The following is a 22,200-nucleotide window of genomic DNA, read 5'->3' on the forward strand; positions in this document are numbered from 1 at the left end:
CGTGCGGATGCCCTGAGACCCCTCGTAAAGCCTGGTCAGCCGGTGGAGGGCAGTCCCAGCAGGACGTCCGTGTACTTCAGGACGGCCAGGAGCAGGCCGATGACGCCGAGGGCGACCCCCGACCACGCGACCGACTTGATCCACGGGGCCTGCGGGCGGCCGGGCGCGCCGAACGCGGGGCGGGCCAGGACGACGACGCCGACGATCAGCGCGACCAGGGCGAAGATCCCGCCCCACATCGCGGTGGCGTGCCAGGCGTTGCCGTAGCCCTTCTCGATCAGCGTGCCGACGTCGGACGACGAGGACGTCCGCAACTGGCCGATCAGCGACTCTCGGGCGGAGGCCACGGTGCCGACCCAGCTGCCGGTCAGGGAGACGATGCCCAGTCCGGCGGAGACGACGGCGCCCGCGCCCTGGCCGACGCCGGTGGAACCGGCCCCGGTCCCGCTCTCGCCGGTGCCGTCCGTGACGCCGTCGTCCGCCGTGGCGTCGGTACCGGCGTCCTCACGGACGTCGGCGGTGCCGGGGGTGCCGGTCCCGGCCGTGTCGGTCCCGGGGGTGCCGGCCCCGGCCGTCTCGGTCCCGGCCGACTCGGTCCCGGCCGACTCGGTCCCGGGGGTGCCGGTCCCGGCCGTCTCGGCGGCCTCGGTGGACCCGGCGGCCACGGTCACCTCGTCCGTGTTGTGCTCGTCGGTCTTCACGCCGGTCTCGTCCACTGTCTTCGTTCCCATGCCTCGCACCGTACGGACGCTGTCTGAGAGGTCCCTTAACGATCCTTGTGAGCGGCACGCGCGTGTGCCTCGCGTGCCTCGCGCCACTCGGGTGCGAGCACCGCCCACACCTCCATGTCCTGGCGCGTGCCCCGGTGGGGGAAGCTCTCGCGCAGCACGCCCTCACGCATCATGCCGAGTCGCCGGGCGGCGTTGACACTCGGGGTGTTCGCCGACGAGGCGTGCCACTCCACGCGGTGCATGCCGCGCTCGTCGAAGGCCCAGTCGATCAGCACGCGGGCGCCGCGGGTGACCAGACCCCGGCCCGTTCCCGCGGGTTCCAGCCAGCAGCCGATCTCACAGACGCCGGTGGCGGCGTCGAAGACGCGGTAGAGCAGGCCGCCGACGAGCTCGCCGTCCAGCCACAGCCCGTGCAGGAAGCCGCTGTCGGCGGCGTGCCGGTCGGCGTAGGCCTGGAGCACCCCGCGCGCGGAGTCGACGTCGGTGGCCTTCGCCCCGAAGGGGATGTGTTCCGTGATGAAGTCCCTGCCGCGGTCCAGGTGGGCCAGGAACTCCTCGGCGTGCCAGGTCTCCAGGGGGCGCAGTTCGGCTCCGTCGTCACCCAGTGATATCGCGTACATCCCGCTGCCGTTCCTCCTCCGCCAGGACGTCCGCCACCTCGGCGTCCGTCGCCGCGGCCAGCCTCTCATGGGCGGCCCGGCACTCGGGCGGCTCGATGCTGACGCGCGGCAGAACGGCGTCCAGGCGGCGCGGCAGCCACCAGTTGGCGTTGCCGAGCAGGTGCATCAGGGCGGGCACCAGCAGGGTGCGCAGGACGAAGGCGTCCAGGGCGACGGCGGCGGCGAGCGCGATGCCGAACATGGCGATCACCCTCTCGCCGCTGAGGACGAAGGCGAGGAAGACCGAGATCATGATGACGGCGGCGGAGTTGATCACGCGGCCGGTCTCGGCGAGTCCGACCCGGACGGCGCGGCGGTTGTCACCGGTCTCCAGCCACTCCTCGTACATCCGGCTGACGAGGAAGACCTGGTAGTCCATGGAGAGCCCGAAGAGCACCGAGACCATGACCACGGGCAGGAAGGGTTCGATCGGCCCCGCGCTGCCGAGGCCGAGCAGTTCGCTCCCCCAGCCCCACTGGAAGACCGCCACGACGACACCGAAGGCGGCGGCCACGGCGGCGACGTTCATGGCGGCGGCCTTGAGCGGGATGCCGACGGAGCGGAAGGCCAGCAGGAGCAGCAGGCAGCCCAGGCCGATGACCACGCCGACGAAGAGGGGCAGCTTGCCGACGATGACGTCGGCGAAGTCGTCGTAGCCTGCCGTCACGCCGCCCACGTGCACGTCGAGCGCGGTACCGGCCTCGGCACGCGGCAGCACCTCGGAGCGCAGCCGCTCGACCAGGTCGCTGGTCTGCCGCGACTGCGGTGCCGACTCGGGTACGACGGTGAGGTGTGCGGCGTCGCCGCCGGAGTTGTACATCACCGGTGTCACCGAGGAGACGCCCTCGGCGGTGCGCAGGGTGGCGTCGAGGCTGTCAAGGGCGAGGCGGTCCTCGGCACCGCGGACCTCGGTGACCAGGGTGAGCGGACCGTTGACGCCGGGGCCGAAGCCGTCGGCGAGGAGGTCGTAGGCCTGGCGAGTGGTCGTGCTCCTGGGGTCGTTGCCCTGGTCCGAGGTGCCCAGGCGCAGGCCCAGGGTGGGCAGTGCGAGGAGGGTGATGACGACGAGGGCGAGGGCGCCGAGCAGCTTGGGGTGGCGCTCGACGAAGGCCGACCAGCGGGCGGCGAACCCGGTCGGCACCTCGGGCTCGGGCCCGTGTTCGGCGAGCCGGCGCCGCTCGCGCCGGCTCAGGGCGCGTGGGCCGATGCAGGACAGCAGGGCCGGCAGCAGGGTCACGGAGGCCGCGACGGTGAGGATCACGGTCAGCGAGGCGGCGACGGCGACACCGTTGAGGAAGCTCAGCCGGAGGATCAGCATGCCCAGCAGGGCGATGCAAACGGTGGCACCCGCGAACACGACGGCCCGGCCGGTGGTCGCCACGGCGTCGGCGGCGGCCTCCGTCACGGACAGGCCCCGCTTCAGTCCGCGCCGGTGTCTGGTGACGATGAACAGGGCGTAGTCGATGCCGACACCGAGTCCGACGAGGGTGCCCAGCATGGGCGCGAAGTCGGCGACGGTCATGGCGTGGCCGAGGAGGGTGATGCCGGCGTAGGCGGTGCCGACGGAGACCAGCGCGGCGGCGATGGGCAGCAGGGCCGCGGCGACGGAGCCGAAGGCGAGGAACAGGACGACCGCGGCGACGGCCACGCCGACGGCCTCGGCGAGATGGCTGCCCGGGGACTCGGTGAGCGCGATGGCGCTGCCGCCCAGTTCCACCCGGAGTCCGTCGGTCTCGGCCGCCTCGGCGGCGTCGACCACGGCCCGCGCCTCGTCCTCGTCGATGTCCTGGGCGGCGTCCTCGAAGGTGACGGTGGCGTACGCGGTGCGGGCGTCCTCGCTGATCCGGGGCGAGTCGGGGTCCTCGTACGGGTTGGACACCGCGGCCACCCCGGGCAGCTCCGCGACGTGGTCCAGGGTGCGGGTCATGGCCTGTTCGACGTCGGCGGCGCGGACGGTGCCGGCCGCGGTGTGCCAGACGATCGTGTCGCTGTCGCCGCCGAGGGTGGGGAAGCCGGATTCGAGCAGCCGGGAGGCGCGGTCGGAGCCGGTGCCGGGGATCCCGTAGTCGTTGGAGTACGCGGCGCCGGTGACCGTGGCGGCCGTGGCCACTCCGCCGAAGGCCAGGAGCCAGAGCAGGACGGCTACGAGGCGACGTCGTACACACCAGCGTGCGAGGGCTGCCACGAACGTGCTCCCAGGGTGTCTGTTTGTGGATCTTTGACCGGGAACAGTCGTCCATGGTGTGAACGGCCCGCAAAGAACGCATGAGCAATGTGAAATCACTCTTGCAGGCAGAAGTGATCCTTTGCGGAATTAGTGGGGTTGTTCACAACAACGGCCCTGGGGGGACGCGTCACGGTCGACGCGTCCCCCCAGGGCCGGGGGCGTTCGGGATTCCGGAGGGTCTCAGCCCTCGGTGACGCCCAGCTTCTCCAGGATCAGCTCCTTGACGCGGGCCGCGTCCGCCTGCCCCCGGGTCGCCTTCATGACCGCGCCCACCAGGGCACCGGCCGCGGCCACCTTGCCACCGCGGATCTTGTCCGCGACGCCCGGGTTGCCGGCGATGGCCTCGTCGACGGCGGTGGTCAGCGCGCCCTCGTCGGAGACGACCTTGAGACCGCGCTTGTCGACGACCTCGTCCGGCGTGCCCTCACCGGCGAGGACGCCGAGGATGACCTGGCGGGCGAGCTTGTCGTTCAGTTCGCCCTTGGCGACCAGTTCGGCGACGCGTGCGACCTGCGTCGGCGTGATCGCCAGCACGTCGAGCGCCTTGCCCGACTCGTTGGCGCTGCGGGCCAGCTCGCCCATCCACCACTTGCGGGCGGAGGCAGCGTCGGCACCGGCGTCGATCGTGGCGACGATCGGGTCCAGCGCACCGGCGTTGAGGATGGACTGCATGTCGTTGCCGGAGATGCCCCACTCCTCCCGGAGCCGGTTGCGGCGCACCAGCGGCAGCTCGGGCAGGACGGACCGGATCTCCTCGACCCACTCGCGCGAGGGGGCCACGGGCACCAGGTCGGGCTCCGGGAAGTACCGGTAGTCCTCCGCCTCCTCCTTCACGCGGCCCGAGGTGGTGGACCCCGTGTCCTCGTGGAAGTGGCGGGTCTCCTGGATGATCGTGCCGCCGCCGTTCAGCACGGCCGCGTGGCGCTGGATCTCGAAGCGGGCGGCACGCTCCACGGACCGCAGCGAGTTGACGTTCTTGGTCTCGCTGCGGGTGCCGAACTGCTCCCGGCCGTGCGGGCGCAGCGACAGGTTCACGTCGCAGCGCATCTGCCCCATCTCCATGCGGGCCTCGGACACGCCGAGGGCACGGATGAGTTCGCGCAGCTCACGGACGTAGGCCCGGGCGACCTCGGGGGCACGCTCGCCCGCTCCCTCGATGGGCTTGGTGACGATCTCGATGAGCGGGATGCCGGCGCGGTTGTAGTCCAGGAGGGAGTGCGAGGCGCCGTGGATGCGGCCCGTCGCGCCGCCGACGTGCGTCGACTTGCCGGTGTCCTCCTCCATGTGGGCGCGCTCGATCTGGACGCGGAAGGTCTCCCCGTCCTCCAGCTGCACGTCGAGGTAGCCGTCGAAGGCGATCGGCTCGTCGTACTGGGAGGTCTGGAAGTTCTTCGGCATGTCCGGATAGAAGTAGTTCTTCCGGGCGAAGCGGCACCACTCGGCGATCTCGCAGTTCAGCGCGAGACCGATCCTGATCGCCGACTCGACGCCGGTCGCGTTGACGACCGGGAGCGCGCCGGGCATGCCGAGGCAGACGGGGCAGGTCTGGGTGTTGGGGTCGGCACCGAGCGCGGTCGAACAGCCGCAGAACATCTTGGTGTGGGTGCCGAGTTCGACATGGACCTCTAGGCCCATGACGGGGTCGTACGACGCGAGTGCGTCCTCGTACGACACCAGGTCGGTCGTGGTGGTCACGGTGTAACTTCCCTCTCAGCCCAGCAGGACGTCGTCGTCGCCGAGGCGCTTCAGCTCGCGGTAGAGGATGGCGAGGTTGGTGACGACGGCGGCGCCGGTGACGACGGCGTCGAGCAGCCGCAGCGTGTCGCTGTCGCCACGCGCCTTCTTGATCTGCTTGTAGACACCCACGGCGCCGAACGCCGAGGTGGCCATCGAGACGTACAGGCCGGACTTGGACTTCTTGAAGCCCTTGGCCTTGGTCAGCGCGCTCACAGCGACGGTGCCTCCTCGATCAGCGGGTGGCCCCACTTTTCCACGAAGGCGGCCTCGACGGCGGCGCCGACCTTGTAGAGCCGGTCGTCCTTCATGGCGGGGGCGATGATCTGCAGACCCACCGGCAGGTTGTCCTCGGGGGCGAGGCCGCAGGGCAGCGACATGGCCGCGTTGCCCGCCAGGTTGGTGGGGATGGTGCACAGGTCGGCCAGGTACATCGCCATCGGGTCGTCGGCGCGTTCGCCGATCGCGAAGGCGGTGGTCGGGGTCGTCGGGGAGACGATCACGTCGACCTGCTCGAAGGCCTTCTCGAAGTCCCGCGTGATGAGGGTGCGGACCTTCTGGGCGCTGCCGTAGTACGCGTCGTAGTACCCGCTCGACAGGGCGTACGTGCCGAGCATGATGCGGCGCTTGACCTCGGGGCCGAAGCCGGCCTCGCGGGTCAGGGAGGTGACCTCCTCGGCGGAGTGCGTGCCGTCGTCGCCGACGCGCGCGCCGTAGCGCAGGCCGTCGAAGCGGGCGAGGTTGGAGGAGCACTCGGAGGGGGCGATCAGGTAGTACGCGGAGAGCGCGAGGTCGAAGGACGGGCAGTCCAGCTCGACGATCTCGGCACCCAGCGACTTCAGCAGTTCGACGGACTCGTCGAAGCGCTGGACGACCCCGGGCTGGTAGCCCTCGCCGCGGAACTGCTTGACGACGCCGACGCGCATGCCGTCGACGCTGCCGTTGCGGGCGGCCTCGACGACCGCGGGGACCGGGGCGTCGATGGAGGTGGAGTCCATCGGGTCGTGCCCGGCGATCACCTCGTGCAGCAGGGCCGTGTCCAGGACCGTGCGGGCGCAGGGGCCGCCCTGGTCGAGGGAGGAGGAGAACGCCACCATGCCGTAGCGGGAGACGCCGCCGTAGGTCGGTTTGACGCCGACCGTGCCGGTGACGGCCGCGGGCTGGCGGATGGAGCCGCCGGTGTCGGTGCCGATGGCGAGCGGGGCCTGGAAGGCGGCGAGGGCCGCGGAGGAGCCGCCGCCGGAGCCGCCGGGGATCCTGGTGAGGTCCCAGGGGTTGCCGGTCGGGCCGTACGCGCTGTTCTCCGTGGAGGACCCCATGGCGAACTCGTCCATGTTGGTCTTGCCGAGGATGACGACGTCGGCGGCCTTGAGACGCCGGGTGACGGTCGCGTCGTACGGCGGGATCCAGCCTTCGAGGATCTTCGAGCCGACGGTGGTGGGGATGCCCTCGGTGGTGAAGATGTCCTTGAGCGCGAGGGGGACGCCGGCCAGCGGGCCGAGCTTCTCGCCGCGCTCGCGCTTCGCGTCGACGGCGCGGGCCTGGGCCAGCGCGCCCTCGCGGTCGATGTGCAGGAAGGCGTGCACCTTCTCGTCGACGGCCTCGATGCGGGCCAGGTGGGCCTCGGTGACCTGGACGGCGGTCAGCTCGCCGGAGGCGATCTTCGCGGCGATCCCGGCCGCGGTGAGCTTGATGATGTCGCTCATGGCGGTTACTCCTCCCCCAGGATCTGCGGCACCTTGAAACGCTGCTGCTCCTGGGCCGGGGCGCCGGAGAGCGCCTGCTCGGGCGTGAGCGACGGACGGACCTCGTCCGGCCGCATGACGTTCGTCAGCGGGAGCGGGTGCGAGGTCGGCGGTACGTCTTGGTCGGCGACCTCGCCGACGCGGGCGACCGCGCCGATGATGTCGTCCAGCTGTCCCGCGAAGTGCTCGAGCTCTTCGGGCTTCAGCTCCAGACGCGCCAGCCGGGCGAGGTGGGCGACCTCCTCGCGCGTGATGCCAGGCATGCGGCGTTCCTCTGGGGTGAGTGTGCGGTTGGGGCAAATCGGCTTGGGCAAGTCGGTGTGGCCCAATCCTATGGGGCCGGGCCCCGTGGCCGTTAAACGGTTTCCCCCGGGGCCGCTCCCCGGCGGCGCGCGTCCCAGGCGGTGCTGCTCAGGAAGTGGTTGTCGTAGAGGTTCTGCACCTCCAGCAGGCTCTCCCGGGTGGCCTCGCCGAGGGCGATGCGCCGCAGGTGGCGGGAGTACTCGAAGCGCTCGACGCCCGGCGCGAGGACGATGAGCAGGTCGGCGTCGGCTCCGGGCAAGGCGGCGAAGGCGTGCGGCTTGCCGGGCGGGACGACGACGAGATCACCGGGGCCGGCGGTGAGGACCTCGTCGCCGGAGAGGATGTCGGCGGCCCCGTCGAGCAGGAAGAACATCTCGGCGGAGTTGTCGTGCCTGTGCGGCGCGGCACCGTCGGCGCCCGCGGTGAGGGTGACGCGCTGGGTGGACAGGGCGCCGCCGGTCGCGCTGCTGTCCGCCAGCAGGCGCACGGTGCTGGGCGCGCGGCCGACGACTTCGGCCTCCGCCTCCCGGACGATCACGGACTCGTCGAACTTCGGAGCGAACAGCGACATGCTCGACCTCCCTGGGACGGTACGGCGCGCTCAGACCGCGAAGAGCAGTCCGGCACTGATCAGGACGACGACCGCGGTGGCGAAGTGGATCCCGAGGGCCACGGCCCTCGTGCCCCCGCGGCGCAGCACCGTGAGCGTGTCGCCGAGCGGCACGAGTGCCACGCACAGCATGAACCACGCCTCGGCACCGGCGCCCGCGAAGGCCAGCAGCGCCAGACCCACCAGGCCGAACGTGCCGTCCCGGACGCCCTTGACCGTCAGATAGGTGCCGGCGTCGCCGCCGGGGTCGGCCGGGACGCCGTAGCCGGTGGCGGCCTGGGCGGGCTGGAACAGGAAGCGGTAGCCGAGGAACACGCAGAACAGGTTGAGCACGACGGCCAGGGTGTACGCGGTGACGGTCACGACTACTCCTTGCTAGCAGTGCTAGGGTAGAGAGTGACGCTAGCAGAGCGTCGACAGAATGGCTAGCACTGCTAGAGTCGCGGTCATGACGATCCAGACGCGCCGGGAGCGCGAACGAGCGGAACGCGAGCGGCTGATCGTGACGGCCGCGCGGGACCTGGCCGAGGCGGAAGGCTGGGACGCGGTCACCACCCGTCGGCTGGCCGCCGAGATCGAGTACAGCCAGCCGGTCCTGTACAGCCACTTCAAGGGCAAGGACGCGATCATGGCGGCCGTCGCCGTGCGGGGCTGCGAGGAGCTGACGGCCGAACTGCGGGCGGCGGTCGCGGCGGCCGAGGGCGCGCGCGAGACGCTGGCGGCGGTCGGGGAGGCGTACACGTCCTTCGGCCGACGGCGGCCCGCGCTCTACGACGCGATGTTCACGCACCTGGTGGACCTGCCGTTCGCCACGCCCGAGGCTCCGGCGGCCCTCCGGGAGGCGTTCGGTGAGCTGCTGCGCGCCGTCGAACCCTTCGCCGCCGCGGGCGACGACCCGGCGCTGCTGACGGAGACGTACTGGGCGGGTCTGCACGGGCTGGTGACCCTGATGCGCAGCGGCCGGCTGCCGCAGGAGGCCCACGACCGCCGGCTGGCCCTGCTGATCGGGCGTTTCGCGCCGCGGACCACCCCGGACTGAGCGGAGCACCCGGGCTGAGCGGAACGGACTGGGCGGGCCGAACGGGCTGGACGGAACGAGCGGGCTGAACGGCCTGAACGGGCCGAACGGAACGAACGGGCTGAACCGGCCGAACGGCGGGGAAGCGCTGCGGGACCGCCTCCGCCGAACGGCGGGGAAGCGCCGCGGGACCGCCTCCGCCGTACGACTCGGGCGGCGGCCGGGTCAGTCGTCGGTCGCCACCGCGGGCAGTGCGGCGGCGGCCCGCACCCAGCCACGGGAACCCCGGGCGAGCAGCCACGCGGTGGTCTCCTCCGGGGGCATCGCGGCCGCGACCAGCCAGCCCTGTACGGCATCGCAGCCCAGGTCGCGCAGGCGCTCCCAGGTCTCGTCGTCCTCCACGCCCTCGGCGACGACGAGCAGTCCCAGCGAGTGGGCCAGGTCGACGGTGCAGCGCACGATCTCGGCGTCCTCGTTGTCGATGGCCAGCCGGGCCACGAACGAGCGGTCGATCTTCAGCTCACTGACGGGAAGCCTGCGCAGATGCACGAGGGAGGAGTAGCCGGTGCCGAAGTCGTCCAGGGACATCTTCACGCCGTGCCCGGTCAGCGCGTTGAGGGTGTCGGCCGCGCGCTGCGGGTCCTCCAGCAGGACGTGCTCCGTGATCTCGAGTTGGAGCGCTCCCGCGGGAACGCCGTGCCGGGCGAGCCTGGCGGCCACCGAGCCCGCGAAGCCGGGGGTGTGGACGTCGCGCGGGGAGACGTTGACCGCGACGGGCACGAACAGGCCCTGCGCGCGCCACCTGGCGACCTGGGCGAGCGCAGTCTCCAGCACGTACTCGGTGAGGTGGGGCATCAGGCCGGACGACTCGGCGATCGCTATGAACTCGTCCGGCGGCACCCTGCCGCGCTCGGGGTGCACCCAGCGCACCAGGGCCTCCAGGCCCGCTACCTGTCCGTCGAAGCGGACCTTGGGCTGGTAGTGCAGCTGGACCTCGTGGGCGTCCAGGGCCCGGCGCAGGTCGCCCAGCAGACCGAGGCGGTCGGGGGTGTTGGAGTCCCGCTTGGACTCGTAGACCTCCACGCCCGTACGGTCCCGCTTCGCCTGGTACATCGCCACGTCAGCGCGGCGCAGCAGCCCTTCGGCGTCCAGCGCGTGCTCGGGGAAGACGGCGACGCCTGCGCTGGCCTCCAGGACCAGTGTGAGGCCGTCCAGGTCCATCGGGGAACTGAGCGCGGCCACCAGGCTCCGGGCGATCCGGGTCGCCGACGTGGTGGAGTCGGCGACGGGCAGTAAGACGGCGAACTCGTCCCCGCCGAGCCGCGCGGCCTCCGCCCCGCGCGGCAGCGCCTGCCGCAGCCGGTCGGCGGTCTGCAACAGCAGCCGGTCACCGGCGAGGTGTCCGAGCGTGTCGTTGACCGACCGGAAACGGTCGAGGTCGAACAGCATCAGGGCGGCGCGGGCGCCGATGCGCTCGGCGTCGTCCAGCGCGGTCCAGGTCCGTTCCAGCAGCCACTGCCGGTTGGGCAGGCCGGTGAGCGGGTCGCGCAGCTGCTCCTCGGCGCGGGCGCGGGCGATCCACAGGGTGGAGTCGAGGGCGATGAGCGGGATGGCGAACAGCGGCAGCAGCAGCGGCTTGGCGACGGCGACGACGCAGATCAGCGGGGCGATGCCGAGCAGCGCGACGGCGACCAGGCCCTGTCTGACCAGGGCGGTGCGGGCGACGGTGGGCAGGTCGGGGCGCGGGGTCTGGAGGTACCACAACAGGGCACGGGTGACGGCGAGGTAGGCGACGGCGACGAGCGCCACCTTGGGCGCCGCGTACACCCCCCAGGTGTTGGGGTCCCAGGGGTGCTCCACGGACGGCACGGAACCGCAGACACCGAGGATCAGGGCACCCGCGGCGATGCCGAGGATGTCCACCGCGCCGTGCAGGACGCCCTGCCGCCAGCGGCCCCGGCGGGCTATGCCCACCAGGACGACGACCGTGAGGCTGACCATGCCGGCCGGAACCCAGCCGTACAGCAGCAGGACGGCGAGGGTGAGGGCGGCGCCGGAGCCGGTGCCGCCCCACCAGCGGGAGCGGCCGAGCATGACCAGGTGGCCGACGACGATGCCGGCCAGCACGGCCAGGGACCAGCCGGCGGTGCCGGAAGGGAAGAGGGCGTGGCCGTCGGTGAACGCCCGGTAGAAGCCGGCACCCAGCACGAAGGCGGCCGCCGCGACGATCGTCGCGGGCAACGCGGGCCAGGACAGGTGCCGTTCACCGTCCGGGGCGTACAGACCCGCGGTGGGGCCGACGGTGTGCGGCGCGTCCCGGCCCGCGCCCGTCGCGCGGGCCGGGACGCCACCATCGCGTTGCCCGAGCCACCGGTTCACGTGCCTCGCGCCCACCATGCGCCGCAGGCTCAGCCGTGAGCCCGCGGCGGCGCTCTCGGTCGGTTCCATTCCCGTCCCTCTCACAGCCGGCGGTGCCCACGCCACGCGGCCCCCGCCTCGACCACCTTCAACGGCTCCGCGTGGGAGACCCTCTCCCTGTCACTCGCGGCAGGGGGATGCCCCGACCGCAGCTGGGCACGGCGGGCGCACACCTCAACAGTAGGCCGCGGATGGCTTCCAGGGGCACTGGTCGTCGACGGTTGCCCGAATGCGCCCCGGCCACCCGTATGCATCTGATATGCGCCGATCGGGTGGCCTTCAACCGCTATTCCTCAGCCGAAAGCGCGACGCCCGCCGCCGCTTCGGCTCCCTGTTCGAGCAGGACGGCGAAACCGTCCTCGTCCAGAACCGGCACTTTGAGTTGCATCGCCTTGTCGTACTTCGAACCGGGATTGTCACCGACCACGACGAACGACGTCTTCTTGGACACCGATCCGGTCACTTTGGCGCCCCTGGTCTGGAGGGCGTCCTTGGCCCCGTCCCGGGTGAAGTTCTCCAGGGTGCCGGTGACGACGACGGTGAGTCCCTCGAGTGGGCGCGGTCCTTCGTCCTCCCCGGTCGACCGGTCCTCCAGGGGGACGCCGGCCGCCTTCCACTTGCGGACGATCTCGCGGTGCCAGTCCACGGCGAACCACTCCTTGACGGCGGTGGCGATGGTGCCGCCCACCCCGTCCGTGCTCGCCAGCTCCTCCTCGGTGGCCTGTTCGATGCGGTCGACGGAGCGGAACTCCCGCGCGAGGGCCTGTGCGGCGACGGGCCCGACGTACCGGATGGACAGGCCGTTGATGAAGCGGGCCAGCGGGCGGGCCTTGGCCTCCTCGATGTGCTTCAGCAGCGCGAGGGTGTTCTTCTTCGGCTCGCCCTCCTTGTTGGCGAAAACCGTGACGATCTTCTCCTCGCCGGTCCTGGGGTCGCGCTTGGGCAGCCCGCTGTCCGGGTCGAGGACGTACGCCTTGATGGGCAGCAGCTTCTCGACGGTGAGGCCGAAGAGGTCGCCCTCGTCCACCAGCGGCGGCTCGGACGGCTCCAGCGGGCCGGTCAGCGCGGCCGCCACGACCCCGCCGAAGTGCTCGATGTCCAGGCACTCCCGGCCTGCGAGGTAGGCGAGACGCTCGCGCAACTGGGCCGGACAGGCACGGGCGTTGGGGCACCGGAGGTCGATGTCGCCCTCCTTCATGGCCTTGAGCGGCGTCCCGCACTCGGGGCACTCGGCCGGCATCACGAACTCCCGCTCGCTGCCGTCCCTGAGGTCGGCGACCGGTCCGAGGATCTCCGGGATGACGTCACCGGCCTTGCGCAGCACCACGGTGTCGCCGATGAGCACGCCCTTGGCCTTGACGACCTCCTGGTTGTGCAGCGTGGCGAACTCCACCTCGCTGCCGGCCACCGTGACCGGCTCGACCTGTGCGTACGGCGTGACGCGGCCGGTGCGGCCGACGCCCACCTTGATGTCGACCAGCCTGGTGTTGACCTCCTCCGGCGCGTACTTGTAGGCGATGGCCCAGCGGGGCGCGCGGGCAGTGGAACCGAGCCGGCCCTGGAGGCGGATCTCGTCGAGCTTGACGACGACGCCGTCGATCTCGTGGGCCACCGAGTGCCGGTTCTCGCCGTAGTACGCGATGAACTCGCGCACACCGTCCATGCCGTCGACCACCCTGTTGTGCGCGGAGGTGGGCAGGCCCCAGGTCTTCAGCAGCTCGTACGCCTGGGAGAGGCGGGTCGGGCCCGAGTAGCCCTCCAGGGTGCCGATGCCGTGGACGACCATGTGCAGCGGGCGCGTGGCGGTGACGCGCGGGTCCTTCTGGCGGAGCGAACCGGCCGCCGCGTTGCGCGCGTTGGCGAAGGGCTTGTCCCCCGCCTCGTTCAACCGGGCGTTGAGTTCCTGGAACTTCTCCATCGGGAAGAAGACCTCACCGCGGATCTCCACGCGGTCGGGGACCTTGTCGCCCTTCAGACGCTCGGGGATCTCGGCGATGGTGCGGACGTTGGGCGTGATGTCCTCGCCGGTGCGGCCGTCGCCGCGGGTGGCGGCGCGGACCAGGCGGCCGCGCTCGTAGGTGAGGTTGACGGCGAGTCCGTCGACCTTCAGCTCGCACAGGAAGTGGTACTCCTGCTCGCCCAGCTCCCGGGCGATGCGCTCGGTCCAGGCGGCCAGTTCCTCGTCGTTGAAGGTGTTGTCGAGGGAGAGCATGCGCGAGGGGTGCTCGACGGCCGTGAACTCGGTCTCGTAGGCGCCGGCGACCTTCTGGGTAGGGGACTCGGGGGTGCGCAGCTCCGGATGACGCTCCTCCAGCTCCTCCAGGGTGCGCAGGAGCCGGTCGAACTCCGCGTCGCTGACGACGGGCGCGTCGTTCACGTAGTACCGGAAGCGGTGCTCCTCGATCCGCTCGGCGAGCTGCGCGTGCTTCTCCCGCGCCTCGGCGGGCACGCTCGTCGTCTCCGCCTGCTTGTCGCCCTGCTTGTCGCCGGCCACCGTATGGTCCTCCCGTTACTCTGGGTCGTCCGCGAGGGATCTCGCCGCCCGGACGCAGTGGGCAAGGGCGTGGCGGGCGTACTCCGGGGAGGCACCCGCGAGTCCGCACGCCGGAGTGACGGTGACCGCCTCCGCGAGCAGCTCCGGGCGCAGCCCCAGCCTGCGCCACAGCGTCCTGACACCCATGACGCTACCGGCAGGGTCCGACAATGCGGTGTCCGTGCCCGGCACGACACCGGCGAACAGCCGGGTGCCGCCCTCGACGGCCTCACCGACCGCGTCGTCGTCACGCTCGGTGAGAAGTGAGAAGTCGAAGGAGACGCCCGCGACGCCCGCCCGGCGCAGCAGCGCGAACGGCACGTCCGGTGCGCAGGAGTGGACCACGACGGGGCCGTCCCCGTGCACCCCGGCGACCTCGCGGAGGGTCGCCTCCACCACCTGGCGGTCGACGGCGCGGTGGGTGCGGTAGCCGCTGGCGCTGCGCACCCGGCCGTGCAGGACGGCGGTGAGCGACGGTTCGTCGAGCTGGAGCACGGGCCGGGCGCCGGGCACCCTGCGCCGGACCTCCGCCAGGTGCACGCGCAGGCCTTCGGCGAGGGATGCGGCGAGGTCGCGGCAGGCACCGGGGTCGGAGAGGACGGCCTCGCCGTTCCGCAGCTCCAGGGCGGCGGCGAGCGTCCAGGGGCCGGCGGCCTGGATCTTCAACGGGCCTTCGTAGCCCTGGGTGAACTCCTCCAGCGCGTCGAGGTCCTCCCCGAGCCAGGCCCGGGCCCGCCTGGTGTCCCGCCCCGGCCGGTCGCCGAGCCGCCAGCCGCTGGGCTCCACGCGCGCGTACAGCTCGACGAGCATTCCGGCGGTGCGGCCGATCATGTCCGCGCCGGGGCCGCGGGCGGGCAGCTCGGGAAGGAAGGGGAAGTCCTCGAAGGTACCGGTGGCGGTCTTGGCGGCCTCGCGGGCATCGTCCCCCGGGAGGGAGCCGACGCCGGTGGCGGGGCCGAAACGCGGGCTGGTCTGGCTGTTGTCGCTCACCCGGCCAGCCTAAGCGGGATGCCGCGCCCGGCGCCGCCCGCGGTCCGTCACCGGCCCGGGCGCACCGTCAGGTCGTTGACCTCCGCGTCCCTCGGCAGGTCCAGGGCCATCAGGACCGTCGTGGCGACGGACTCGGGGTCGATCCACTGCGCCGGGTCGTACTCCTTGCCCTCCTGCTGGTGGACCTTGGCCTGCATGGGGCTGGCGGTGCGGCCGGGGTAGACCGAGGTGACCCGGACGCCGTTCGCGTGCTCCTCCTGCCGCAGGGCGTCGGCCAGCGCCTTCAGACCGTGCTTGGAGGCGCCGTACGCGGCCCAGCCCGCGTGGGCGTTCAGGCCGGATCCGGAGTTGACGAAGAGTACCTGGCCCTGGGCGGCGCGGAGCTGGGGCAGGAGAAGGCGGGTCAGCTCGGCGGGGGCGACCAGGTTGACGTTCAGCTGGTGGTGCCAGGACTTCGGGGTGAGGTCGCCGACCGGGCCGAGGTCGACGACCCCGGCGACGTGCAGCAGCGAGTCCACCCGGTCGGGCAGCGTCTGGTGGGAGAGGGCCCAGGACAGCTTGCCCGGGTCGGCCAGGTCGCCGACCAGTGTCCTCGCGCCGGGATACGCGGCGGCCAGCTCCTTGGCGCGGCCCGCGTCGCGCGCGTGCAGCACGATCTCGTCGCCGCGTTCGTGCAGGCGGCGGGTGACGGCCGCGCCGATGCCGGAGCCCGCTCCGGTGATCACATGTGTAGCCATGCCCGCCATGCTCGCATCACCGGCGCCTCACCCGATGCCCTGGCTCTCCTCCAGGTAGGCGAGCGCGCCGACCGGCTCCTCGGCGAAGAACACCAGCTCGGTGAGGGGGCGGGGCAGGAAGCCCTCGTCCTCCATGCGGCGGAACTGCTCCTTGAGACCGTCGTAGAAGCCCGCCGTGTTGAGCAGGACCACCGGCTTGTCGGTGTGCCCGTGCTTCTTCAGCTCCAGGATCTCGGTGGCCTCGTCGAGGGTGCCGGTGCCGCCCACCATGATGACCACGGCGTCGGCCTTCTCCAGCAGCAGCCGCTTGCGTTCGGCGAGGTCGCGCGCGATCACCATCTCGTCGGCGCCCTCGCGCGCCTGGGCCGCCAGGAAGTCGGCCGAGACCCCCAGCAGCCTTCCGCCGGCCTCCTGCACGCCGTCGGCGACCACCTTCATCAGGCCGGCGTCCGAGCCGCCCCAGACCAGGGTGTGACCGCCCTTGCCGAGCAGTCCGCCGAACTCCTGCGCGGGGCGAGTGTAGCGCTCGTCGAGGTCGGCGGCGGAGAGGAAGACGCAGATGTTCATGGGTCAACGGTACGTTTCCGCCCCGGCGGGAAGAACGCGGCTACCGGTCGTGCTGTCATCAGGAGAACCGGCTACCGAGGAGAACGATCGTGACCAAGGGACACCGCATCACCGTCGAGCCGAGCGACCGGCACGTGCGCGTCGTACGGGACGGGCAGGTGCTGGCGGAGAGCGACAAGGCACTGGTCCTGCGGGAGACGGGCCTTCCCGAGCGGTACTACATCCCGCCCCAGGACGTGCGCCTCGACCTGCTGACCCCGTCCGGCACGCACACGCACTGCCCCTTCAAGGGCGACGCTTCGTACTGGTCGCTGCCGGACGCGGCGGCGGACCTGGTATGGGCGTACCCGGACCCGAGGCCGGAGGTGGCTCAGATCAAGGACCATCTCTGCTTCTACGAGGTCGAGGTGTCCTGAGCGACACGTGAGTGATCCGTGTCCTGGGCGATGAATGCCGTGCCGTAGGACAGTCTGCACAGGCATGGAGAAGAAGACCCTTTCCCCCGACGGCACGCGCATCGCGTACGGACGCTCCGGCCGGGGGCCGGCGGTGGTGCTCGTCAGCGGTGCGATGTCGACGGGTGCGACCCTCGCTCCTCTGGCCGCCGCCCTGTCGGACCGTTTCGCCGTCACCGTGTACGACCGCCGGGGCCGCGGCGAGAGCGGCGACACGGCGCCCTACGCGGTGGAGCGCGAGATCGAGGACCTGGCGGCGCTGATCGAGGCGGTGGGCGGCGAGGCGTCGTTGTGCGGCGTCTCGTCGGGCGGCGCGCTGGTGCTCCGGGCGGCGGCGAGCGGACTGCCGGTGCGCCGGGTCGCCGTGTACGAGGTGCCGTACACCGTGGACGACTCCGCCGCACCGGCCGCGGCCGAGTACACCGCGCGGCTGACGGAGGCGCTCGGGCAGGGCAGGCACGGCGACGCGGTGGAGCTGTTCCTGCGCCGTACCGGCCTGGGCGAGGACATGATCCGGGGCGCCCGGCAGTCGCCCATGTGGGCCGGGATGGAGTCGGTGGCGCCGAGTCTGGCCCACGACGACGCCGTGATGGGCGACAGCCGGGTCCCCCGGTCCACGATCGCCTCGGTCGCCGCTCCCCTGCTGGCCCTCGCGGGCGGCGCGAGCGACGCGTGGTGGCACGAGGCCGCCCGGGCGGTCGCGGAGGCCGCCCCCGACGGCACGTACGGCACCGTGGAGAGGCAGACCCACATGGCGGAGCCGGGCGTACTGGCGCCGGTGCTGGCGGAGTTCTTCGCCGGGTGATCCGGTGTGCGCGTGCCCGGCGGACGGCTCAGGCCGCGCCGGCCGCCACGCGCGTGGTGGACGCGATGGTCGCCGAGCCCACCACGCGCGTGCCGTCGTACAGCACGATCGCCTGGCCGGGGGCGACGCCGCGCACCGGCGCGGTGAAAGACACGTCCAGGGCCCCGTCGACCGGTTCGGCCCGTACCTCGGTCTCGCCGCCGTGGGCGCGGAGCTGGGCGGTGTAGGTGCCGGGGCCGGTGGGGGCGGCGCCGCACCAGCGGGGCTTGATCGCGCGCAGGGCGTCGACGTCGAGCGCCTGGGCCGGGCCGACCGTCACGGTGTTGTCCACCGGGGAGATGTCCAGCACGTAGCGGGGCTTGCCGTCGGGGGCCGGGGTGCCGATCCTGAGGCCCTTGCGCTGGCCGATGGTGTAGCCGTAGGCGCCCTCGTGGGTGCCGAGCCGGTTGCCCGCCTCGTCGACGATGTCGCCCTCGGCCTTGCCCAGGCGGTCGGCGAGGAAGCCCTGGGTGTCGCCGTCGGCGATGAAGCAGATGTCGTGCGAGTCGGGCTTCTTGGCGACGGCCAGTCCCCGGCGCTCGGCCTCCGCGCGGATCTCGTCCTTGGTGGTGAGGGTGTCGCCGAGCGGGAACATGGCGTGGGCCAGCTGCCGGTCGTCGAGCACGCCGAGGACGTAGCTCTGGTCCTTGGCCGTGTCGGAGGCGCGGTGCAGTTCGCGAACGCCGTCCTCGCGGGTGATCACCTTCGCGTAGTGGCCGGTGCAGACGGCGTCGAAGCCGAGGGCCAGCGCCTTGTCGAGCAGCGCGGCGAACTTGATCTTCTCGTTGCAGCGCAGGCACGGGTTCGGGGTGCGGCCGGCCTCGTACTCGGCGACGAAGTCCTCGACCACGTCCTCCCGGAAGCGGTCGGCGAGGTCCCACACGTAGAACGGGATGCCGATGACGTCGGCGGCGCGGCGGGCGTCCCGTGAGTCCTCGATGGTGCAACAGCCCCGCGCACCCGTCCGGAAGGACTGCGGGTTCGCGGAGAGCGCCAGATGGACGCCGGTCACGTCGTGCCCCGCCTCGGCCGCGCGGGCGGCGGCGACGGCGGAGTCGACTCCGCCCGACATGGCGGCGAGGACACGGAGGGGACGGGTGCGCTGCGGGGTCTCAGTCATAACCCCTCCAGGGTACGGGGACGCGGGAACCGGAGCGCGCGGGTATGCGTTGAAGATCGCATGGGGGCGAAGAAGGGATCCACGGGCGGGGCCGCGAGCGGCGGGTCCGCGGACGGCGACCGGCGCATAGGCCGCCGTGCGCTGCTCGTCGGTACCGCGGTGGCGGCCGCGGGCACGGCCGCGCTGGCCCGCGACGAGCTGGCCCGCTTGTGGTGGCGGATGCCGGGCGTCGAGCGGCCCCGCGAGGAGGGCGCGGTCGACTACGCGGGCGCCCGGTGGGTGGCGGCGTCGGAGGCGAACTGGCGGCGGGCGGACCGGCCGGACGACTTCGGCATCGACATGGTGGTCGTCCATGTCACGCAGGGCAGCTTCGACAGCGCGGTGCGAGCCTTCCAGGACCCGGGGCACAAGGCGGCCGCGCACTACGTAGTGGGGCAGGACGGGCGCGTCACCCAGATGATCCGCGAGCTGGACGTGGCGTACCACGCGGGCAACCGCGACTACAACGAACGCAGTGTCGGCATCGAGCACGAGGGGTTCGTGGACCGCCCGCAGGACTTCACCGACGCGATGTACACCGTCTCCGCGCGGCTGACGGCGGGGATCTGTGCGCGGTACGGGATACCCGTGGACCGCGAGCACGTGATCGGCCACGTGGAGGTGCCGGGCACCGACCACACCGACCCCGGGCCGCACTGGGACTGGGACCGGTACCTGAAGCTGGTGCGGCGGGCGGCCACGAGCGGTCCGTCCGGCGGTCCGTCGAGCAGTCCCCCGCCCTCCGCCGTCTAGGCCGGTTCCGCGAGGCGGGTCGCGCCAGGCCCTGTCCTCGAACTCGCGTCGCCGCCCGGAGGGCGGCCCCGCGGCGTCGGGTGCGTGCTCTCGGCGTGCCGGGTCCCGGGCCTCGTACCGGATGTACCCGGGTCGGGGCCCGCCACGGCGAGAGTGCTGCATGACGCCGCCGGGCAGACGGGAGTCCGACGACAGGGCTCAGGTCAGCCCCGCCGCCCTGGCGCGTTCCACCGCGGGGCCGATCGCCTTGGCGAGTGCCTCCACGTCGGCCTCGGTCGAGGTGTGGCCGAGCGAGAAGCGCAGGGTGCCCCGGGCCAGGTCGGGGTCGCTCCCGGTGGCCAGCAGGACGTGGCTGGGCTGGGCGACGCCCGCGGTGCAGGCGGAGCCGGTGGAGCACTCGATGCCCTGTGCGTCGAGCAGCAGGAGGAGCGAGTCGCCCTCGCAGCCCGGGAAGGTGAAGTGGGCGTTGGCGGGAAGGCGCCCCTGAGGTGTCGGGTCGCCGCCGAGGATCGCGTCCGGGACGGCCGTACGGACGGCGTCGACCAGGTCGTCGCGCAGGGCGCCGATCTCGCGGGCGAACCGCTCGCGCCGCTCGGCGGCGAGACGGCCGGCGACCGCGAAGGAGGCCACGGCGGGGACGTCGAGGGTGCCGGAGCGCACGTGGCGTTCCTGGCCGCCGCCGTGCAGGACGGGCACCGGCGTGTACTCCCGGCCGAGGAGCAGCGCGCCGATGCCGTAGGGCCCGCCGATCTTGTGGCCGGAAACGGTCATCGCGGCGAGCCCGGAGTCGGCGAAGTCGACGGGGAGCTGGCCGAAGGCCTGGACCGCGTCGGCGTGCAGGGGCACGTCGAACTCGGCGGCCACGTCGGCGAGTTCCCGGACCGGCATGATCGTACCGATCTCGTTGTTGGCCCACATGACGGTGGCGAGGGCGACGTCGCCGGGGTCGCGGGCGATGGCCGCGCGCAGCGTCTCGGGGTGGACGCGGCCGTGGGCGTCGACGGTCAGGTACTCGACGGTGGCGCCCTCGTGTTCGCCGAGCCAGTGGACGGCGTCCAGGACGGCGTGGTGCTCGACGGGGCTGGCCAGGACCCTGGTGCGGGCCGGGACGGCGTCGCGGCGGGCCCAGTACAGGCCCTTGACGGCGAGGTTGTCGGCCTCGGTGCCGCCGGAGGTGAGGACCACTTCGCTGGGGCGGGCGCCGAGCGCCTCGGCGAGGGTCTCGCGGGCCTCCTCGACGGTGCGCCGCGCCCGGCGGCCGGACGCGTGGAGGGAGGAGGCGTTGCCGGTGACGCCCAGGTGCGCGGTGAGTGCCTCGACCGCCTCGGGAAGCATCGGGGTGGTCGCGGCGTGGTCGAGGTAAGCCATGGTGCGGCCGATTCTACGGGGCGGTTCCGCCCGGCCTCGGACCAAGGCCGGCCTCGTCGCGGAACGGCCCGGACGAGGCGGTGCGGTGGCTCACAGGCTCCACGACATCGTGTTGTCCGCGGACATGAACACCACCAGGACCAGCAGGTCGGCGACGCCCAGGCCGAGCCCGAGCAGGGCCCGGCCGCGGCGGGCCGTGCCGCGCCACAGGGCGATGCTCGCGAGGGCGATGGCGACCGGGCCCAGGAAGACGTTGAGGACGAGCAGACCGAGCAGACCGAGGACGAAGGCGGCGACGGCCATGCCGTCGGTGTCGTGGATGCCGGTGCGGCGGGTGGGGCGCTTGGCGTCGGGGGTGCGGTGGGCCGGTGCGGTGAGCTGCATGACGTTCTCCCTGCCGTGCGTCGGTGGAGGCGGGTCAGTGGGCGGAGGTGCTCCGTCGGCGGCCGTGCCGCTCGCGGAGGGCGAAGATGCCGAGCCAGACGGCGATGACCAGGCCGGCCGCGACCGAGAAGGCGAGCGGCGCGTGGGCGACGGTGCCCATGACCACCCCGAGGAGCAGGAGTGCGACGACGAGAAACAGCATGGAGCGGGTCCTCCGGATCTTCCGGGCTTCGGTGAACGCTTGTGGTTACAGTTGTTCACTGACTTTTCAGTCTAACGCGCCGTACGGCTTTTCAATTCCAGAGAACAGTTGTTAACTGCATGGCATGAGTCACACCTCCGGCGTTCGGCAGGCGCAGAAGCAGAAGACCCGGCAGGCGCTCCTGGACGCGGCGCTCGGCCTGCTGGAGGAGCAGAGCCTGAGCAGCCTGGGCCTGCGCGAGGTCACCCGCGCCGTGGGCGTCGCCCCGACCGCCTTCTACCGGCACTTCCACTCCACGGCGGATCTCGGTGTGGCGCTGGTCGAGGAGGCGCTGGGCAGCCTCCACCCGATGATCCGGACCACGATGTCACCGGCCGAGGACGACGACGAACGCATCGCTCGCGCGGTCGAGTTGATCGCCGGTCACGTGGCCGCGCACCCGGCCCACGTCCGCTTCGTCGCGCGGGAGCGGCACGGCGGGGTGCAGCCGGTGCGCCGGGCGATACGGGAGCAACTGGCGCGGTTCGCCGAGGAGGTGCAGGCCGAGCTGGCCACGGACGCGTCGGCGGCGGGCTGGAGCGAGACCGACCTGCGCATGCTGGCGGGCCTCTACGTCGACCAGATGCTGATCACGGCGTCCCTCTTCCTGGAGACGCTGGACGCCCCGGAAGACGAGCGCCGCCGGGCCGTCGAGACGGCACGGCGGCAACTGCGGCTGATCAGCGTCGGCCGCACGCACTGGCTGGACTGAGGCGCCTCCGGG

At 72.3% G+C, this 22,200-nt stretch carries 23 protein-coding genes; 5 read left to right on the forward strand and 18 right to left on the reverse strand.

Annotated elements, in window-relative coordinates; genetic code table 11:
* Positions 1-35: 35 nt before the first annotated feature.
* The 9 genes from ACGFYH_RS14645 to ACGFYH_RS14685 all read right to left on the reverse strand — a co-directional run bounded on the left by ACGFYH_RS14645 (position 36) and on the right by ACGFYH_RS14685 (position 8,372).
* Positions 36-731 carry a hypothetical protein gene (locus ACGFYH_RS14645; protein WP_393803478.1) on the reverse strand — a complete coding sequence of 232 codons (696 nt, stop codon included), beginning with the start codon at positions 729-731 and terminating at the stop codon, positions 36-38.
* Between the two features lie 35 nt (positions 732-766).
* Entirely contained in the window at positions 767-1,351 is a 585-nt protein-coding gene (locus tag ACGFYH_RS14650; protein WP_393803479.1) for a GNAT family N-acetyltransferase, read from the reverse strand.
* Entirely contained in the window at positions 1,329-3,575 is a 2,247-nt protein-coding gene (locus tag ACGFYH_RS14655; protein ID WP_393803480.1) for an MMPL family transporter, read from the reverse strand. Before ACGFYH_RS14655 ends, ACGFYH_RS14650 begins: the two co-directional genes overlap by 23 nt.
* A 222-nt stretch (positions 3,576-3,797) precedes the next feature.
* Complete coding sequence (gene gatB, locus ACGFYH_RS14660; protein ID WP_393803481.1) at positions 3,798-5,312, reverse strand: Asp-tRNA(Asn)/Glu-tRNA(Gln) amidotransferase subunit GatB; 1,515 nt, start codon at positions 5,310-5,312, stop codon at positions 3,798-3,800.
* 15 nt (positions 5,313-5,327) lie between these two features.
* On the reverse strand, positions 5,328-5,567 hold the full coding sequence (locus ACGFYH_RS14665; RefSeq protein WP_393803482.1) for a hypothetical protein: 240 nt from the start codon (positions 5,565-5,567) through the stop codon (positions 5,328-5,330).
* On the reverse strand, positions 5,564-7,057 hold the full coding sequence (gene gatA, locus ACGFYH_RS14670; protein WP_393803483.1) for an Asp-tRNA(Asn)/Glu-tRNA(Gln) amidotransferase subunit GatA: 1,494 nt from the start codon (positions 7,055-7,057) through the stop codon (positions 5,564-5,566). The genes ACGFYH_RS14665 and gatA overlap by 4 nt, the downstream gene beginning before the upstream one ends.
* A 5-nt stretch (positions 7,058-7,062) precedes the next feature.
* The gene (gatC, locus tag ACGFYH_RS14675; protein WP_393803484.1) at positions 7,063-7,359 is read right to left on the reverse strand and encodes an Asp-tRNA(Asn)/Glu-tRNA(Gln) amidotransferase subunit GatC; all 297 of its coding nucleotides are present in this window, start codon (positions 7,357-7,359) and stop codon (positions 7,063-7,065) included.
* Positions 7,360-7,451: 92 nt separating this feature from the next.
* Positions 7,452-7,970, reverse strand: a complete 519-nt coding sequence (locus ACGFYH_RS14680) for a cupin domain-containing protein (RefSeq protein ID WP_393803485.1) — start codon at positions 7,968-7,970, stop codon at positions 7,452-7,454.
* A gap of 30 nt (positions 7,971-8,000) precedes the next feature.
* Entirely contained in the window at positions 8,001-8,372 is a 372-nt protein-coding gene (locus ACGFYH_RS14685; protein ID WP_393803486.1) for a DUF4267 domain-containing protein, read from the reverse strand.
* Between the two features lie 85 nt (positions 8,373-8,457).
* On the opposite strand from ACGFYH_RS14685, the gene ACGFYH_RS14690 reads away from it, so the two are divergent.
* Positions 8,458-9,048 carry a TetR/AcrR family transcriptional regulator gene (locus ACGFYH_RS14690; protein WP_393803487.1) on the forward strand — a complete coding sequence of 197 codons (591 nt, stop codon included), beginning with the start codon at positions 8,458-8,460 and terminating at the stop codon, positions 9,046-9,048.
* Between the two features lie 204 nt (positions 9,049-9,252).
* Here the strand turns inward: ACGFYH_RS14690 and ACGFYH_RS14695 are convergent, their stop codons facing one another.
* The 5 genes from ACGFYH_RS14695 to ACGFYH_RS14715 form a co-directional block, all read right to left on the reverse strand.
* A complete protein-coding gene (locus tag ACGFYH_RS14695) occupies positions 9,253-11,475 on the reverse strand; it encodes a putative bifunctional diguanylate cyclase/phosphodiesterase (protein WP_393803488.1) in 2,223 nt (740 codons plus the stop codon).
* Between the two features lie 256 nt (positions 11,476-11,731).
* Positions 11,732-13,939: an NAD-dependent DNA ligase LigA gene (ligA, locus tag ACGFYH_RS14700; RefSeq protein ID WP_393803489.1), complete on the reverse strand. Its 2,208-nt coding sequence runs from the start codon at positions 13,937-13,939 to the stop codon at positions 11,732-11,734.
* A 15-nt stretch (positions 13,940-13,954) separates the two neighbouring features.
* Complete coding sequence (locus ACGFYH_RS14705; RefSeq protein WP_393803490.1) at positions 13,955-14,968, reverse strand: methionine synthase; 1,014 nt, start codon at positions 14,966-14,968, stop codon at positions 13,955-13,957.
* Positions 14,969-15,015: 47 nt separating this feature from the next.
* A complete protein-coding gene (locus tag ACGFYH_RS14710) occupies positions 15,016-15,705 on the reverse strand; it encodes an SDR family oxidoreductase (RefSeq protein WP_393803491.1) in 690 nt (229 codons plus the stop codon).
* 27 nt (positions 15,706-15,732) lie between these two features.
* The gene (locus tag ACGFYH_RS14715; protein ID WP_393803492.1) at positions 15,733-16,272 is read right to left on the reverse strand and encodes a TIGR00730 family Rossman fold protein; all 540 of its coding nucleotides are present in this window, start codon (positions 16,270-16,272) and stop codon (positions 15,733-15,735) included.
* Positions 16,273-16,361: 89 nt separating this feature from the next.
* Here ACGFYH_RS14715 and ACGFYH_RS14720 point away from each other — a divergent pair, with 89 nt between their 5' ends.
* Both ACGFYH_RS14720 and ACGFYH_RS14725 read left to right on the forward strand, forming a co-directional pair.
* Positions 16,362-16,688 carry a DUF427 domain-containing protein gene (locus tag ACGFYH_RS14720; protein WP_393803493.1) on the forward strand — a complete coding sequence of 109 codons (327 nt, stop codon included), beginning with the start codon at positions 16,362-16,364 and terminating at the stop codon, positions 16,686-16,688.
* A gap of 64 nt (positions 16,689-16,752) precedes the next feature.
* Complete coding sequence (locus ACGFYH_RS14725; RefSeq protein ID WP_393803494.1) at positions 16,753-17,532, forward strand: alpha/beta fold hydrolase; 780 nt, start codon at positions 16,753-16,755, stop codon at positions 17,530-17,532.
* Between the two features lie 28 nt (positions 17,533-17,560).
* On the opposite strand, the gene mnmA is transcribed toward ACGFYH_RS14725, so the two are convergent.
* Complete coding sequence (gene mnmA / locus ACGFYH_RS14730) at positions 17,561-18,691, reverse strand: tRNA 2-thiouridine(34) synthase MnmA (protein WP_393803495.1); 1,131 nt, start codon at positions 18,689-18,691, stop codon at positions 17,561-17,563.
* A gap of 60 nt (positions 18,692-18,751) precedes the next feature.
* Here mnmA and ACGFYH_RS14735 point away from each other — a divergent pair, with 60 nt between their 5' ends.
* Entirely contained in the window at positions 18,752-19,483 is a 732-nt protein-coding gene (locus ACGFYH_RS14735) for an N-acetylmuramoyl-L-alanine amidase (RefSeq protein WP_393803496.1), read from the forward strand.
* Positions 19,484-19,681: 198 nt separating this feature from the next.
* Here the strand turns inward: ACGFYH_RS14735 and ACGFYH_RS14740 are convergent, their stop codons facing one another.
* From ACGFYH_RS14740 to ACGFYH_RS14750, 3 genes are all read right to left on the reverse strand, one after another.
* Positions 19,682-20,851 carry a cysteine desulfurase family protein gene (locus tag ACGFYH_RS14740; RefSeq protein WP_393803497.1) on the reverse strand — a complete coding sequence of 390 codons (1,170 nt, stop codon included), beginning with the start codon at positions 20,849-20,851 and terminating at the stop codon, positions 19,682-19,684.
* 90 nt (positions 20,852-20,941) lie between these two features.
* Complete coding sequence (locus tag ACGFYH_RS14745; RefSeq protein WP_393803498.1) at positions 20,942-21,235, reverse strand: DUF4190 domain-containing protein; 294 nt, start codon at positions 21,233-21,235, stop codon at positions 20,942-20,944.
* A gap of 34 nt (positions 21,236-21,269) precedes the next feature.
* Entirely contained in the window at positions 21,270-21,437 is a 168-nt protein-coding gene (locus tag ACGFYH_RS14750) for a hypothetical protein (RefSeq protein WP_393803499.1), read from the reverse strand.
* Positions 21,438-21,561: 124 nt separating this feature from the next.
* Here ACGFYH_RS14750 and ACGFYH_RS14755 point away from each other — a divergent pair, with 124 nt between their 5' ends.
* Entirely contained in the window at positions 21,562-22,188 is a 627-nt protein-coding gene (locus tag ACGFYH_RS14755) for a TetR family transcriptional regulator (protein WP_393803500.1), read from the forward strand.
* Positions 22,189-22,200 lie beyond the last annotated feature (12 nt).

Source organism: Streptomyces sp. NPDC048392 (assembly GCF_043200575.1).
In the GTDB taxonomy this organism is placed as follows: Bacteria; Actinomycetota; Actinomycetes; order Streptomycetales; family Streptomycetaceae; genus Streptomyces.

Coding starts and splice junctions, on each gene's coding strand:
- ACGFYH_RS14645 (WP_393803478.1), bottom strand. CDS start 731: ATGGGAACGAAGACAGTGGACGAGACCGGCGTGAAGACCGACGAGCAC.
- ACGFYH_RS14650 (WP_393803479.1), bottom strand. CDS start 1,351: ATGTACGCGATATCACTGGGTGACGACGGAGCCGAACTGCGCCCCCTG.
- gatA (WP_393803483.1), bottom strand. CDS start 7,057: ATGAGCGACATCATCAAGCTCACCGCGGCCGGGATCGCCGCGAAGATC.
- gatC (WP_393803484.1), bottom strand. CDS start 7,359: ATGCCTGGCATCACGCGCGAGGAGGTCGCCCACCTCGCCCGGCTGGCG.
- ACGFYH_RS14680 (WP_393803485.1), bottom strand. CDS start 7,970: ATGTCGCTGTTCGCTCCGAAGTTCGACGAGTCCGTGATCGTCCGGGAG.
- ACGFYH_RS14690 (WP_393803487.1), top strand. CDS start 8,458: ATGACGATCCAGACGCGCCGGGAGCGCGAACGAGCGGAACGCGAGCGG.
- ACGFYH_RS14695 (WP_393803488.1), bottom strand. CDS start 11,475: ATGGAACCGACCGAGAGCGCCGCCGCGGGCTCACGGCTGAGCCTGCGG.
- ACGFYH_RS14710 (WP_393803491.1), bottom strand. CDS start 15,705: ATGGCTACACATGTGATCACCGGAGCGGGCTCCGGCATCGGCGCGGCC.
- ACGFYH_RS14715 (WP_393803492.1), bottom strand. CDS start 16,272: ATGAACATCTGCGTCTTCCTCTCCGCCGCCGACCTCGACGAGCGCTAC.
- ACGFYH_RS14725 (WP_393803494.1), top strand. CDS start 16,753: ATGGAGAAGAAGACCCTTTCCCCCGACGGCACGCGCATCGCGTACGGA.
- mnmA (WP_393803495.1), bottom strand. CDS start 18,691: ATGACTGAGACCCCGCAGCGCACCCGTCCCCTCCGTGTCCTCGCCGCC.
- ACGFYH_RS14735 (WP_393803496.1), top strand. CDS start 18,752: ATGGGGGCGAAGAAGGGATCCACGGGCGGGGCCGCGAGCGGCGGGTCC.
- ACGFYH_RS14740 (WP_393803497.1), bottom strand. CDS start 20,851: ATGGCTTACCTCGACCACGCCGCGACCACCCCGATGCTTCCCGAGGCG.
- ACGFYH_RS14745 (WP_393803498.1), bottom strand. CDS start 21,235: ATGCAGCTCACCGCACCGGCCCACCGCACCCCCGACGCCAAGCGCCCC.
- ACGFYH_RS14750 (WP_393803499.1), bottom strand. CDS start 21,437: ATGCTGTTTCTCGTCGTCGCACTCCTGCTCCTCGGGGTGGTCATGGGC.
- ACGFYH_RS14755 (WP_393803500.1), top strand. CDS start 21,562: ATGAGTCACACCTCCGGCGTTCGGCAGGCGCAGAAGCAGAAGACCCGG.